The sequence below is a fragment of the Nocardia sp. NPDC055050 genome (assembly GCF_053608345.1).
In genome coordinates this window covers 124,996-138,700 of sequence record NZ_JBSGVG010000014.1, presented here as the reverse complement: position 1 = coordinate 138,700, position 13,705 = coordinate 124,996, and the positions used below count along the sequence as shown (strand labels likewise).

Genomic DNA, 13,705 nt, shown 5'->3' with positions numbered 1-13,705 from the left:
CAAGTAGAGAGGTTTGCCGGTGGTATCGCAGGTACGACGTCAGCCGCTGGCCGCGCAAGCGGCTGAACTACTGCTCGCGCGGATCCGCGCGGGCGAATGGCCACTGGGTCATCGACTACCGGGTGAGACGCTGCTCGCCGCCCAGCTGGGGGTCGGCCGCTCGACGCTGCGCGAGGCGATCAGAGAGCTCGCGGGCAAAGGCGTGCTCGACAGCAGGCAGGGCTCCGGGGTCTTCGTCACCGCACTCGACGTGTCCGAGGACTGGGACGTCGTGCTGCGCGGCGCCACCATCGCCGCGGTGATCGAGGCGCGCATCGCGATCGAGGCCGAGGCCGCCGCCCTCGCGGCACAACGGCGCACGCCTGCCGATCTGCGGGCCATCCGGCGGGCGCTGGCCGGTCGTCGTGCCGAGGGCCAGACCGTCGCCGCGCACGTCGATGCCGATATGGCCTTCCATCGCGCGGTGATCGTGGCCGCGCACAACGATGTGCTCACCCAGCTGTTCGGCAGCTTCCTGCCGCGGCTGCGCCTGGCCATGATCGACATGCTCGAGTTGCGCCCGGTCCGCTCCGAGGAGGCCGACCACTGCGCGCACGAACAACTCGCCCAGGCGATCGCCGACCGAACTCCCACTGCCGCAGCGGAATTCAGCCGCACCCACCTGTCCGCCCTGAAGGAGGCCTTCACATGACCGGCGCCCCCGTGATCGAGCTCGACGACGTGACCTTCCGGCGCGACGGCAAGAAGATCATCAACGGCATCTCACTGACCGTCCGGGCCGGTGAGCACTGGGCCCTGCTGGGCCCCAACGGTGCGGGCAAGAGCACGCTGCTCGGCTTCTGTGGCGCGGTCACCTTCCCCACCACCGGCGCGGTGCGGGTGCTCGGCGAACAGTTCGGCCGGGTGGAGCTGGCCCGGCTGCGACGCTCGATCGGCCACGTCAACCCGCGCCATCCGCTGCGCTATGCCCTCACCGTGCGCGAGGTCGTCCTCACCGGTATCACCGGCACCATCGATACCCCTATGCGCTGGTCGCCGACCTCCGAGGACCTCGCCCGTGCCGACGCGATCATCGACACTCTCGGTCTGTCCGGCAAGGCCGACGACAGCTGGCCCACCCTGTCCCAGGGCGAACGCGGCCGCACCCTCATCGCCCGCGCCCTGATCAGCGACCCCGATGTCCTGCTCCTGGACGAACCGTCCACCGGCCTCGATCTGGCCGCGCGCGAGCAACTCCTCACCACCATCGACACCCTCGATCGCACCCACCCCGAGGTCGCCTCGATCCTGGTCACCCATCACCTCGAGGAACTCCCCAGCACCACCACCCACGCCCTCCTCATCGCGAACGGCCACACCGTCGCCGCGGGCCTCGCCACCGACGTCATCACCACCGACCACGTCTCCACCGCCTTCGCCCACCCGATCGAAGTCCGCTACGACGGCCGCTGGAGCGCCCGCGCCCGCTGAACACCGGATGCCCACTCGGGCAACGCTTCGCGCGCCGCGAGCCACTCCTGCGGGATCCCGCGGGTCGTGCCACGGTCCCCGACACCGGTGTGGGCAGCCACGATCCCGCCGACGATCGCGGCGGTGGTGTCGACGTCGCCACCGGCTTCCACACAAGCGGTGACGGCGCGCGGATAGTCCACGAGGTAGGTGGCGGCGGCCCACATGGCGAAGGGCACCGTGTCCTGAGCGCTGACCCGGGCGCCGTTGCCGAGTTCGTAGGCCGCTTCGGCTACGGTTCGGCCGAGCAGCTCTCGAGCTCGACGGATTCCGTGCGCGGTGCGCCCGTCGACCAGATACGGTTCGACGGCCCGCAGCAATTCATCTGGCGCGCAGCCCTTTCCCCGTGTTTGCGCAGCGTGCGCGGCGGCAACCGCCACTGCCATCGCTCCCACGATCGCTTCCGGATGCCGATGGGTGATCTCGGCGGACAGCGCCGCCTGCACCGCGGCCAGATCGGGATTGCCGGCGAAATGCGCGCCGAGCGGCGCGACTCGCATCGCGGCCCCGTTTCCCCACGATCCACTCCCACCGAAGACAGCACCGGCCGCCTCGCTCCATGGACGCCCGTCTCGAATCTCGTGCAGCACAACAACTGTGCCCGGCCCGTAGCCACGATACGGTTCGCACCGCTGCGCGAACGCGCCCGCGAGGACATCACGGTCCACGTGGCCACGCTCACGGATTTCCGCATACACCGAACACGCCATTTCGGTGTCGTCGGTCCATGGCCATGGCGCCGACGGCGGTCGACCCGCGAGAAGATCAGGAACAGAACGACCGGGAACGAAGAACTGCGCACCCAGCGCATCACCAACAGATAAGCCTTGAAGACTGTCGAAAGCGGGATCGGAATTCGGCATGCTGGGCGTAATCATTGCCCACCCTGGGCAACGACGCAACACGATCTCCGGTCGGTCAGACCAGCTCGACCTCGTCGAATCCGACGGTCAGCTTGTGTCGGCGCTCGCGCAGGACATTCCCCTCACGGTGGACGGTTCCCTCCCCGAACTCGATTCTCAGCTCCGCGCGCCGCGCGTCGACCTCCCGGACAACCCCGCAGATGCCGCTGAACGGACCTGCCGGGAAATACACGACATCGCCCGGCCCGTAGTCGGTGAACCCCACGGCGCCACTGTAATTCACGTCAGCGGGCATCGCCTTTGTGTGATGGGACAAAGGGGGGAAGGATCGGTTCGTAGAGGTTGCGAGCGCGCCGCCGGTCGGCGTTGTCGAGATCGAGAAAGTAGGCGGACTGCCACTGTTGTGACTGCTGCGCTTGCTTGTTCCGGGTCGCGGACCACGGCGGGTACAGGCGGAACCCGCGTTTGCCGCCACGGCCGGCTACGGAAACGATGCCGTGTTCGACGAGGGCGTTCCGCGGGAAGACGAACTGTCCGACCCGCGATTCCTCGCGAACGGTGATCACCAGGAGGTCGACACCGTCCTCCACGGCGAATGGCTCGGTCGAGCCGTCCTCGGCGCGCTGCCACACGGATACGAACAGACCCGGCTTCGCCGGAGTCCGCTTGCCCACCCGAAATCTCACCGAGCCACGACCGACCTCGGCCACGGATGCTCCGTATTCCGCGTTCTGCGTCTCGAACGCCGTGGCCGACATGTCCAGTCCCAGCAGGGCGATGAGGGTTCGGGCCGCGAGAAGTTCAGGGTGCGTCATCCGAGCCTTCGAAGTCGGGATCGAAGTTGTCGAGGAGTTCGTCGGCCCGGGAGAGGGCTTGGTCCAGTTCGTCGGTGACGGTGTCGAGCACAGACATGCCGTCGAGCATCCCGGACAGTTCGGAGTGCAGGGCGTGGAGTTCGGCGATGGCGGGGTCGACGGTGGTCCAGGCGACGGTGTCGGACCACCAGGTGTCGCGTTGGATCCAGGACCAGACGATGTCGCGGACCAGCAGGGCATCGGTGGTGAACAGCTGACGGTGTTCGGCGCCGGTGGTGTGCTCGAGTTCGTAGGTGCCGTCGTCGAGGTAGCGCGCCTGGATGGAGTCGGCCGGGGTGCGTGTGAGGAGGAGGAAGGGGTGCTCGGGGGCCGGATCGGTGGCGGAGGCGCCGGGTCGGGCGGGGTCGACGGGGTGTGGCTGCGCCGAGCCGTCACCGACGTGGACTACGACTTCGGGCTGGTCGTCGCGCTGGGCACCCATCGGGCCAGTGTGCCGGATCGGCGAACATCGCGAACAGCCGGACCGATGAATCGGTGACGCGTACAGCGTCTACATCGACAGCAGGTTTTCTGTCGACAGAGAGGCTCCACCAGTGCACGAAAACGAAGTCAGGGCCGAGACCGCACGGCAGCGTGCCGACACGGCGGAGTTCTTGGCGGGCTTGGACGAGGCCGCCTGGGACGCGCCGACACTGTGCGCCGGCTGGCGGGTGCGCGAGGTCGCCGCACACCTGAGCATGCCGTACCGGACCTCGCTACCGCGTTTCGTCCTCGGCATGATCACCGCGCGCGGCAACTTCGATCGCCTGGCCGACCGCGCGGCCCGCGAGGACGCCGCCCGGTTGAGCACCGCCGAGTTGGTCGCCGCCATCGGCGACAACACCGGGCACCCGTGGAAGCCACCGGGCGGCGGCTTCGCGGGCGCGCTGAGCCACGATGTGATCCACGGCCTCGACATCACCGTCGCGCTCGGCCACGCCGATCCGGTTCCTCTCGACCGCATGCGCATGGTGCTGGCAGCGCTGAACCCACGCACGGCCAAGTATTTCGGTGTCGACCTCGCGGGAATCGCCTTGCGCGCAGACGATCTCGACTTCAGCTACGGCGAAGGCGAGGTGCTGTCGGGACGTGCGCAGGATCTGCTGCTCGTGCTCTGCGGGCGAAAACTTCCCCCGGGCCGTCTCGATGGCGAGTCGGCGGCCCGATTCACCGGCCACTGACAATCGAGCTGCGCCACAGCACGACGGCGGGTAGCCTCGCACCGATGACGTGGACAGCTCCCGAGCTAGAGCCGACCAGAACTCTGGTCGGCGCGGACGAGCGGCCGATGTTGCAGTCCTGGTTGGACTTTCATCGCCAGACCCTGCTCGGCAAATGTGGTGGACTCGACGGTGAACAGCTCGCCGCGCGCTCGGTGGAGCCGTCCTCGCTCTCGCTGCTCGGCCTCGTCCGGCATCTCACCGAGGTGGAGCGAGGCTGGTTCCGGACCTCCGCCGCGGGCGAGGAGGTCGAACCGGTCTACAGCTGCGAGGCCGAGCCCGACGCTGATTTCGACGACCTCGCCTCGCTACCCGCCCAGGCGGTGTTCGCGGCCTTTCACGCCGAGGTCGCCGCCTGTGACGCCGCCGTCGCCGAACTCTCCCTCGATCACGTGTTCCACGTGCCGTGGCGCAGCGACGAGTACACGTTGCGCTGGGTGTATCTGCACATGATCGAGGAATACGCCCGCCACAACGGCCACGCCGACCTGCTGCGCGAGCGGATCGACGGCGTCACCGGCAGCTTCTGAGTCAGGCGGCGCCGGTCACGACGCCGGGAGTGAGCTGGTCGAGATCGTCGATGACGGTGTCGGCCAGGGCGAGGGCGTCGGGCAGCGGCGGGAACTCCGGGCGCGGCGCCGCGATCAGGCGCATCCCGGCGTTGTGGGCGGAGCGCAGACCATTGGTCGAATCCTCCACGGCGGTACAGTCGTTCGGCTCCACGCCGAGTCGCTGCGCGACGGTGAGGTAGACGTCGGGTGCGGGTTTGCCGCGTCCGACCTCCTCGGTGGACAGCACCACGGTGAAATAGTCGAGCAATCCGGACTTCGCGAGCACCAGATCGATCAAGGTGGCCGGTGACGAGCTGGCCAGGCCGAGTTTCCAGGAACCCGCGCACCGCCGCACCGCGTCGACCGCGCCGGGCAGCAGCGGGACGTGGTGGGCGTACTTGTCGGCCATCAGGTCGATGACGGCGGCAGCCACCACGTCGGCCGGTTCGGCCACGCCCAGCTCGTCGGCCAGGTACGACGACCACTCGACGGTGTTCATCCCCATCATCTTCTTCTGCGAATCCGGTTGCCACCGGCCACCTTTGAGGACGACGTACTCGTGCCTGACCTGTTCCCAGATCGGCTCGGAATCGATCAGCACGCCGTCCATATCGAACACAACCGCCGCGATACCCATGCGTTCAGCCTTTCGCCGCTCACCCGGAGGGGCACCACCAGTTGGTGCGCCGACGCTCCGGTACGTAGGACCTGCTCGGTGATCGGGATCCAGCCTAGTTGACCCGACACCGATCCCCGGCGCGAACATCCAGCTCGGCAGCGATAACGTGTTGCATATGGACGATACACAGGTCGGCAACTCGCTCCCGGACGAGAAGCATCACGAAGGCGGATTCCGGCCGGTTGCCGAGCTGATCCAGGCACGCAAGAACCGCGGCACCGACAACACGGTGGGTGGACCGCACTACGGCGAGCTGATCGATCAGGTCCGCGCGCTGATGGACCGGGCGCGGCTGGTCAACCCCTCCGACGAGCTCGCCAAAGAGGCCATCGCCACTCTCGAACAGCTCAACGCCCGCCTCGACGAGGCCGTGGTGGACGAGTGGTCCTCGCCCAGCTGGACCCGGACCGACCTGCCTGCGCGGGGCAACATCACGCTGCCGCCGTACACGGTGGTCAGCGGAGACCGCGACGGTGTCACCGCGAAGGTCACCTTCCGCACCTTCCACCTGGGCGGCAACAACGCCGCCCACGGTGGCCACATCGCCCTCGCCTTCGACGACATCATCGGCATGACCGCCGCGCTGTCCACCAGGTCGGTGACCCGCACGGCCTCGCTCACCTTGGACTACCGCTCGATCACGCCCCTCAATCGCGAGCTGACGGTGCGCGCGTGGACCGAACGCGTCGAGGGCCGCAAGGTGTACCTGCGGGCGACGCTGCACGACGGCGAGCGGTTGTGCGCCGAGGCGAAGGGTCTGTTCATCGTGCTCAATCCCGGCCAGCCGTGACTGCGCGCCGACATTGCGATCGACGTGATCGCAATGTCGGCCGTACGGTCCGAGGTGGCGCAATAGCGGTTTCTCCGCGGATACCCGCAGGTCGTGTGAGCCGCCACCCGGCGTAGAAACATCCGCTGAATTCCCCCCGCGATCGCGGCGCACGGAGCGCCGCGTAATCGCCGCTATCGTCGCTGTTCATGCAGGTCAGCGAGAAAACAGGGGCTACGGAGCCCACCCCGATCCGCGGTCAGCGCGCCGATCGGGCGCGCCGGGTCGCCGATATCCTGCGCCACCAGATCCTGGCGGGCGCGGTGGCGGGTACGGTGCCCGGCGAGCAGGAGCTCGCCGCCGAGCACGGCACCTCCCGCAATACCGTGCGCGAAGCGCTGGCGCTGCTACGCGACGAGGGACTCATCGATCGCGCCCCGAAGCTCGGCACCCGGGTCGCCGCCCGCAAGTTCGACCACGGCCTCGATGCCCTGCTCGGACTACAGGAGACGCTCAAAGGGCACGGCACCGTCCGCAACGAGGTCAGGGCCGCCACCACCATCACCGCTCCCCCGGCCGTCGCGCGCCGGCTCGAGCTGGCGCCGGGCGACAAGGTCGTCTACATCGAACGCCTGCGGTTTCTCGCCGATCTGCCGCTGAGCCTCGACCTCACCTATCTCGCGCCCGATGTGGGCGCTGAAGTGCTCGCCCACGATCTCGAGACCACCGACGTGTTCGTGCTCCTCGAACAGGTCACCGGCCGGTCGCTGGGCGCCGCCGACCTCGCACTGGAAGCTGTCGCGGCCGACCCGCACACCGCGACCACTCTGGATACCCCGGCCGGTGCGCCGCTGCTGATGCTCGAACGCCTCACCCACCTCGACGACGGCCGCCCCGTCGACCTCGAATACATCCGCATGCGCGGTGACCGCATCACGATGCGCGGCAGCCTCACCCGCACCACCCCCGAATGGAAGGTCCTGTAATGGCACTGGTCCCCCAGCGCGCCGACGTCCCGGTGACGATCGACGAATCACTGTGCATCACCGGCTGCACCCTCTGCGTGGACATGTGTCCGCTCGATTCCCTTGCCATCCACGATGATTCGGGCAAGGCCTACATGCACGTCGACGAGTGCTGGTACTGCGGGCCGTGCGCGGCCCGCTGCCCCACCGGCGCCGTCACCGTCAACATGCCCTATCTGCTCCGCTGAAACCGGGAATCCCACGCATGAAGATCACTCGATTCGCCCCTGTCGCTTTGGCTCTCGCGCTCACCACGGCCGGCTGCTCGCTCGAAAGTTCCGACGCCGCACCGGCGGGCACCGTCAAGGTCGTCATCGGCTACCAGTCCAAGACCATCAACACCGTCACCGCGGGCACGCTGCTCAAAGCGCAGGGTTACCTGGAGCAGCGGCTACAGAAGATCACCGATGGTGGTGGCGCGAAATACCAGGTGGAGTGGCAGGACTACGACACCGGAGCACCGATCACCGCCCAGATGGTGGCGGAGAAGATCGATATCGGCTCGATGGGCGACTACCCGTTGCTGATCAACGGATCTCGTACGCAGGCCAACGAACGCGCACGGACCGAGCTGGTGTCGATCACCGGCTACAACCCCAAGGGCGCGCTGAACATGGTGGTGGTGCCCAACGACTCACCCGCTCGTTCGCTGACCGATCTGGCCGGGCAGAAGATCTCGGCCAGTGTGGGTTCGGCGGGCCACGGCACCCTGGTGCAGGCGCTGAGCCGGGCCGGGATCGACCCGGCCAAGGGTGTGGAAGTACTCAACCAGCAGCCACAGGTCGGGGCGACCGCGCTGGAATCGCATCAGGTGGGCGCGCTTTCGCAGTTCGTGGCGTGGCCGGGTCTGCTCGTGCAACAGAACAAGGCCAAGCTGCTCTATGACGGTGCGGAGCTGAACGTGCCGACTTTCCACGGCGTGGTCGCTCGCCGTGCCTACGCGGCCGATCATCCGGAGGTATTGCAGGCCTTCCTCGCCGCGCAGTTGGATGCGACCGCGTTCCTGAACGAGAAGCCGTTCGAGGCAGCGGATCTCGTCGCGAAGGGTTCCGGCCTGCCACAGGAGGTCGTGTACCTCTACAACGGCCCTGGCGGTACCAGTTTCGACACCACGCTCAAGGCGAACCTGATCGCGGCGTTCAAGGATGACGTGAACTACCTGAAGTCGATCGGCGATTTCGCCGATCTCGACATCGACGCCTTCGTGCAGGACGGACCGTTGCGCAAAGCCTTCGCCGAGACCGGTCGTACGACCTACGACACCGAACTCGCGTCGGGGGTCAACCCGAGCAAGGTGACCGGCACCGATCCGATCTGCGCTGCGCCGGTGAGTGATCCGGCACTGGCCGGCGAGATCTGGGTCGACGGCGCGGACAAGCCCCAACCCGCCGCGAACCCTGTGTGCTTGTTGCGGGCGGTGCAGGCAGCGAAGGCGCAGGGCAAGACGATTCGCGCGGTCTATGTTCCCGATGCCGAACTGGGTACTCGCTGGTTCGCGGACAAGGCCATCTGGTTGCGCGAGAGCGCGCAGTACCTGCCGTTCACCACGCAGGCAGCGGCCGACCGCTACCGCGCCACCCATCCCGCCGCCGCACCGGTCTCCTATGCGCAGGCCGTGACGGAAGTCCGCGGATGAGCACGGTCTCCGGGCAGGTCGGACGGACTGCCGACGCGACCGAATTGCGCACTGCCACTGCCGGTGCGGCGAATTCCGCGGGCAGCAGACCTGGCGTCGCGGGCGGCGAGCCCGCCGATGCCGCCGCCCTGCACGACGACATCGCGCCCGTCAGATCGGTCTGGGTGTCGCGGACGATCCGGGTCGCCTCGGTGGCGGCGGCGATCGGCCTGTGGCAGTTGCTCACCGCGGGCGATGTCCGCGCGGGCCTCCGGTTCGACACCTTGCCGACGGTGACCGAGATCGTGGCCGAGTTCGGCGAACACCTCGGGACCGGGCAGTACTACCTCGATGTGGCGCAGTCGCTGATCCGGATCGTCACCGGATTCGGTCTGGCCGCGGTCGTCGGTGTGCTGGCCGGCATCGGGCTCGGCCGGTCGCGACTGCTCGCGGATGTGTTCGGATCGCTGGCCGAGCTGATCCGGCCGATTCCGGCGATCGCGCTGGTGCCGGTGGCGATCCTGCTGTTCCCCAGCGACGAGTCCGGCATCGTGTTCATCACGTTCACCGCGTCGCTGTTCCCCGTGCTGGTGAGCACCAGGCATGCCACGCGGGCGCTGCCGACCATCTGGGAGGACGCGATCCGCACGCTCGGCGCGTCGCGGCGCGAGGTGCTGACCAGGGTCGTCGTGCCCGGCATCCTGCCCGGGGTGTTCAGCGGGTTGTCGGTGGGAATGGGGGTGGCCTGGATCTGCCTGATCTCGGCGGAGATGATCTCCGGGCGGCTCGGCATCGGCTACCGCACCTGGCAGTCCTACACCATCGTCGACTACCCGGCCGTGTTCGTCGGGATGATCACCATCGGTGTGCTCGGTTTCCTCACCTCCGGAATCGTCGAACTGGCAGGCCGCCGGGTGACCCGCTGGCTGCCGCGAGAGGTTGCCTCATGACCACGACCACCGCCGCGCCCGCCGTCTCGGTCGGCATGCGATTGGACCTCGAGTCCGTGCGGATCAGCTACGGCCGCAAAACCGTGGTGCACGACCTCGATCTGACGGTCGCGGCCGGGGAGATCCTCGTCCTGGTCGGCAAATCCGGCTGCGGCAAGTCGACCCTGTTGCGCGCGATCGCCGGGCTGCGCAAGCCCGCTGCCGGGGTCATCCGCGCCGATGCGGACGCTGTCACCGGTCCGTCGGCCGATCGCGCGCTGGTGTTCCAGGACGACGCGCTGCTGCCGTGGCGCACCGCGCGCGCCAATATCGATCTGGCGCTGCGCCTTCGGGGCGTGTCCCGCAGCGACCGTGCGGCACGGTCGCTGCGCTGGCTCGACGAGGTCGGGCTCAGCGGCTACGCCGACTATCTGCCGCGCGATCTGTCCGGCGGGATGCGCCAACGGGTTCAGCTCGCCCGCAGCCTGGCGGGCTCGCCGCGCGCGGTGCTCATGGACGAGCCGTTCGGCGCGCTCGACAGCCAGACCCGTGCGGAGATGCAGCGTCTGCTGGTCGAGACCTGGCGCGCACACCCGACCACGATCGTTTTCGTCACCCACGACCTCGACGAAGCCCTGCTGCTCGGCGACCGGATCGCCGTACTCGGCGCGGGTTCGCTGCGCGCGGTCGTCGAGGTACCCGACCCGCGCGAACCGGTGGACCGGAGCGCCCTGCGGGCCCGAATCCTGGAGACTCTGTGAACATTCCCGAACTGTCCGACCGCGTTCGCCTCGACTGCGATGTGCTCGTCATCGGCGGCGGCACCGCGGGCACCATGGCCGCGCTCACCGCCGCCGAGTCCGGCGCGAACGTGCTGCTGCTCGAGAAGGCGCATGTACGCCATTCGGGCGCACTGGCCATGGGCATGGACGGTGTGAACAACGCCGTCATCCCCGGCAAGGCCGAGCCGGAGGACTACGTCGCCGAGATCACCCGCGCCAACGACGGCATCGTCGACCAGCGCACCGTGTATCAAACGGCGACACGGGGTTTCGCGATGGTGCAGCGCCTCGAGCGGTACGGGGTGAAGTTCGAGAAGGACGAGTACGGCGAGTACGCGGTGCGCCGAGTGCATCGGTCGGGGTCGTATGTGCTGCCGATGCCCGAGGGCAAGGACGTCAAGAAGGCGCTCTATCGCGTACTGCGCCAACGCACGATGCGCGAGAAGATCCGCATCGAGAATCGGCTGATGCCGGTGCGGGTGCTCACCGCCGGCGGGCGCGCGGTGGGCGCGGCCGCGTTGAACACCCGCACCGGCGAATTCGTCGAGGTGGCCGCGAAAGCGGTCATTCTGGCGACGGGCCCCTGCGGTCGGCTCGGCCTGCCCGCGTCGGGCTACCTCTACGGCACCTACGAGAACCCCACCAACGCCGGTGACGGCTACTCGATGGCCTACCACGCCGGCGCTGAGCTCTCGGGTATCGAGTGCTTCCAGATCAACCCGCTGATCAAGGACTACAACGGTCCCGCCTGCGCGTATGTGGCCAACCCGTTCGGCGGGTACCAGGTCAACGCCGAGGGGGAACGCTTCGTCGACTCCGACTACTGGTCGGGGCAGATGATGGCCGAGGTGAAGCAGGAGATCGAATCCGCGCGCGGGCCCATCTATCTCAAGGTCTCGCACCTGCCCGACGAGACGCTGTCGACGCTCGAATCGATTCTGCACACCACCGAGCGGCCGACTCGCGGGACTTTCCACGCCAACCGGGGCCACGACTACCGCACCCACGATATCGAGATGCACATCTCCGAGATCGGTTTGTGCGGTGGACATTCCGCGTCGGGTGTATGGGTGGACGAGAACGCGCGAACCACCGTGCCGGGCCTGTACGCGGCGGGCGATCTGGCCTGCGTGCCACACAACTACATGATCGGTGCGTTCGTCTACGGCGATCTGGCCGGCGCGCACGCGGCCTCCACCCTGGCCGAACTCGATACCCCTGCCGAGCTACCCGAGGATCAGCTCGCCGAAGCGCACGAACTGATCTACCGGCCGTTGCGTCAGCCCGAAGGCCCGCCCCAGCCGCAGGTCGAGTACAAGTTGCGCCGGTTCGTGAACGACTATGTGGCGCCGCCGAAAACGGCCGCCAAGCTGTCGATCGCCGTCGAGACCTTCGAGCGGATGCGCGCCGAAGTCGACGGGATCGGCGCGCAGACACCCCACGAACTCATGCGTGCCGTCGAAGTGCAGTTCATTCGCGATTGCGCCGAGATGGCCTCGCGCAGTTCCCTCACGCGGACAGAGTCGCGCTGGGGCCTCTATCACGACCGCGCGGATCTGCCCGATCGCGACGACGAGTCGTGGAACTTCCATTTGAACCTGCGCAAGACCGTCGACGGCGAGATGGAATTCGTCAAGCGATCGGTGGCGCCGTATCTGGTGCCGGTGCCCGGTCTCGATGATGTGCCGTCGGCCGAGCCGATCGTCGAGGTGATCGCCCAGCCCGAGCTGGTGGGAACGCGAGCGCCGCAACGCGAAGCCCCGGTGCGGAGCGAGGCGGCGCCGGTGTCGGCGTCCTCGCCTCGACTGGTAACTTTGCTCGCGCTGGATTCCCCTGTGGTCGAGGATCTTTCGAGCTACCTCACCGATCCCGATCCGGTGGTGCGGGTGGCCGCGCTGTCGGTGCTCACCGAGAACACCCCGGACGGATTCGGCGATGAGCTGATCCGGGCGCTGGGCGACGAGGCCGCTTCGGTGCGCCGGGTGGCCACCGAGAGTCTGCGGGAACTGGTAGAGGTGCTGGCGGGAGCCGGTGCGCTGAGTGAGTATCTCGGCTCCCCCGATCCCCTCGTCCGCGCGACCGTCGTCGATCTGCTGCGGGCGTTGCGGGCCGGGTCTGCCTCGGAATACCGTGCCGCACTGGGCGATACCGATCATCGCGTCAGGATCGAGGCGGTGCGAGCACTGGTCTCGCTCGACGACGCCGATGCGGTGTCCACGATCGCGGGCGATGTCAACCGTGAGGTCCGCATCGCGGTCGCACACGGACTCGCCTCGATCGGGAGCGGCGGCGTAGAGGTGATCCGCGTGCTGGCAGGCGATCCCGATCCACTGGTCCGCGCTGCCGCCCTCACCGCCTACGCCGCACTGGGTACCACGGAGGTAGATGCCGCCGAACTCACTGCGGCACTGCGACATTCCGCCTGGCAGGTGCGTGTCGGTGCGGCGCGCGGGTTGGCGGGTTCGACCCCGGAGACCGGCGTGGTGCCGTTGAGCGAGGCGCTCACCGACCGTCACCTCGATGTGCGCAAGGCGGCGGTACTGGCCCTGTCCACCTGGCCGGGGAGTGCCACCGCCCTCGACGCGCTCGAGTCGGCGATCACCGATCCCGACGCCGACGTCCGCGCCTACGCCCGCCGCGCGGTGACCGCCGCGGGTCGCACCCCGGTCGACGCTGTTCGCGCCGACGCGGAACTGACCGAGGCCAGGGCATGATCAGCAACTCGCCGGGTCGGTGCCGCAGCGCGAATGCGCCACGATCGTCGCTGCTGCGGGCGGGTGGCGGCAGGTCCGGCGCGCAGCGGTCGACCGCCGAGGAGTACCTCGGTGACCGGGCGGCCGAGACCGATGATCCCGGTCGTCGCACGCCGGGTTTCGCGGACCCTGCGACGTCGCTGTGCCACCGTTCAC

Annotated in this window: 16 protein-coding genes; 11 read left to right on the top strand and 5 right to left on the bottom strand. The window is 68.3% G+C overall.

Translation table 11 applies throughout. The features are described from left to right. Positions 1 to 19 precede the first annotated feature (19 nt). Positions 20 to 691, top strand: a complete 672-nt coding sequence (locus tag ACWGCN_RS17440; protein ID WP_452458223.1) for a FadR/GntR family transcriptional regulator — start codon at positions 20 to 22, stop codon at positions 689 to 691. Continuing rightward, entirely contained in the window at positions 688 to 1,470 is a 783-nt protein-coding gene (locus ACWGCN_RS17435) for an ABC transporter ATP-binding protein (protein WP_452458222.1), read from the top strand. The genes ACWGCN_RS17440 and ACWGCN_RS17435 overlap by 4 nt, the downstream gene beginning before the upstream one ends. Here ACWGCN_RS17435 and ACWGCN_RS17430 read toward each other — a convergent pair. Genes ACWGCN_RS17430 through ACWGCN_RS17415 form a run of 4 tightly spaced genes read right to left on the bottom strand, consistent with a single transcriptional unit; the run spans position 1,437 to position 3,668 of the window. Further along, positions 1,437 to 2,372: an ADP-ribosylglycohydrolase family protein gene (locus tag ACWGCN_RS17430; protein ID WP_452458221.1), complete on the bottom strand. Its 936-nt coding sequence runs from the start codon at positions 2,370 to 2,372 to the stop codon at positions 1,437 to 1,439. The two genes, ACWGCN_RS17435 and ACWGCN_RS17430, sit on opposite strands and share 34 nt — an antisense overlap. A 55-nt stretch (positions 2,373 to 2,427) precedes the next feature. Next, positions 2,428 to 2,637 carry a hypothetical protein gene (locus tag ACWGCN_RS17425; protein ID WP_266289138.1) on the bottom strand — a complete coding sequence of 70 codons (210 nt, stop codon included), beginning with the start codon at positions 2,635 to 2,637 and terminating at the stop codon, positions 2,428 to 2,430. 19 nt (positions 2,638 to 2,656) lie between these two features. Then, a complete protein-coding gene (locus ACWGCN_RS17420) occupies positions 2,657 to 3,187 on the bottom strand; it encodes a MepB family protein (protein WP_452458220.1) in 531 nt (176 codons plus the stop codon). Further along, positions 3,174 to 3,668, bottom strand: coding sequence for a hypothetical protein (locus ACWGCN_RS17415; RefSeq protein ID WP_452448338.1), 495 nt, complete (start codon positions 3,666 to 3,668; stop codon positions 3,174 to 3,176). Before ACWGCN_RS17415 ends, ACWGCN_RS17420 begins: the two co-directional genes overlap by 14 nt. A gap of 112 nt (positions 3,669 to 3,780) precedes the next feature. On the opposite strand from ACWGCN_RS17415, the gene ACWGCN_RS17410 reads away from it, so the two are divergent. After that, positions 3,781 to 4,407 (top strand): maleylpyruvate isomerase family mycothiol-dependent enzyme, encoded by a 627-nt coding sequence (locus tag ACWGCN_RS17410; protein ID WP_379317471.1) that lies wholly within the window; start codon positions 3,781 to 3,783, stop codon positions 4,405 to 4,407. Between the two features lie 44 nt (positions 4,408 to 4,451). Continuing rightward, positions 4,452 to 4,976 carry a DinB family protein gene (locus tag ACWGCN_RS17405; protein ID WP_452458219.1) on the top strand — a complete coding sequence of 175 codons (525 nt, stop codon included), beginning with the start codon at positions 4,452 to 4,454 and terminating at the stop codon, positions 4,974 to 4,976. 1 nt (position 4,977) lies between these two features. Here the strand turns inward: ACWGCN_RS17405 and ACWGCN_RS17400 are convergent, their stop codons facing one another. Then, a complete protein-coding gene (locus ACWGCN_RS17400) occupies positions 4,978 to 5,634 on the bottom strand; it encodes an HAD family hydrolase (protein ID WP_452458218.1) in 657 nt (218 codons plus the stop codon). 157 nt (positions 5,635 to 5,791) lie between these two features. Between ACWGCN_RS17400 and ACWGCN_RS17395 the strand changes: the two genes are divergently transcribed. The 7 genes from ACWGCN_RS17395 to ACWGCN_RS17365 all read left to right on the top strand — a co-directional run bounded on the left by ACWGCN_RS17395 (position 5,792) and on the right by ACWGCN_RS17365 (position 13,510). Beyond that, positions 5,792 to 6,466: a PaaI family thioesterase gene (locus ACWGCN_RS17395; RefSeq protein ID WP_379312463.1), complete on the top strand. Its 675-nt coding sequence runs from the start codon at positions 5,792 to 5,794 to the stop codon at positions 6,464 to 6,466. A 188-nt stretch (positions 6,467 to 6,654) separates the two neighbouring features. Beyond that, the gene (locus tag ACWGCN_RS17390; protein ID WP_452458217.1) at positions 6,655 to 7,431 is read left to right on the top strand and encodes a GntR family transcriptional regulator; all 777 of its coding nucleotides are present in this window, start codon (positions 6,655 to 6,657) and stop codon (positions 7,429 to 7,431) included. Next, positions 7,431 to 7,658 (top strand): 4Fe-4S dicluster domain-containing protein, encoded by a 228-nt coding sequence (locus ACWGCN_RS17385; protein ID WP_056816936.1) that lies wholly within the window; start codon positions 7,431 to 7,433, stop codon positions 7,656 to 7,658. Before ACWGCN_RS17390 ends, ACWGCN_RS17385 begins: the two co-directional genes overlap by 1 nt. 17 nt (positions 7,659 to 7,675) lie before the next feature. Beyond that, positions 7,676 to 9,106: an ABC transporter substrate-binding protein gene (locus tag ACWGCN_RS17380; protein WP_387447374.1), complete on the top strand. Its 1,431-nt coding sequence runs from the start codon at positions 7,676 to 7,678 to the stop codon at positions 9,104 to 9,106. Beyond that, on the top strand, positions 9,103 to 10,035 hold the full coding sequence (locus ACWGCN_RS17375) for an ABC transporter permease (RefSeq protein WP_452458216.1): 933 nt from the start codon (positions 9,103 to 9,105) through the stop codon (positions 10,033 to 10,035). Before ACWGCN_RS17380 ends, ACWGCN_RS17375 begins: the two co-directional genes overlap by 4 nt. Next, entirely contained in the window at positions 10,032 to 10,775 is a 744-nt protein-coding gene (locus tag ACWGCN_RS17370; RefSeq protein WP_378989970.1) for an ABC transporter ATP-binding protein, read from the top strand. The genes ACWGCN_RS17375 and ACWGCN_RS17370 overlap by 4 nt, the downstream gene beginning before the upstream one ends. Beyond that, positions 10,772 to 13,510: a fumarate reductase/succinate dehydrogenase flavoprotein subunit gene (locus ACWGCN_RS17365; protein ID WP_452458215.1), complete on the top strand. Its 2,739-nt coding sequence runs from the start codon at positions 10,772 to 10,774 to the stop codon at positions 13,508 to 13,510. The genes ACWGCN_RS17370 and ACWGCN_RS17365 overlap by 4 nt, the downstream gene beginning before the upstream one ends. Positions 13,511 to 13,705: the final 195 nt, after the last annotated feature.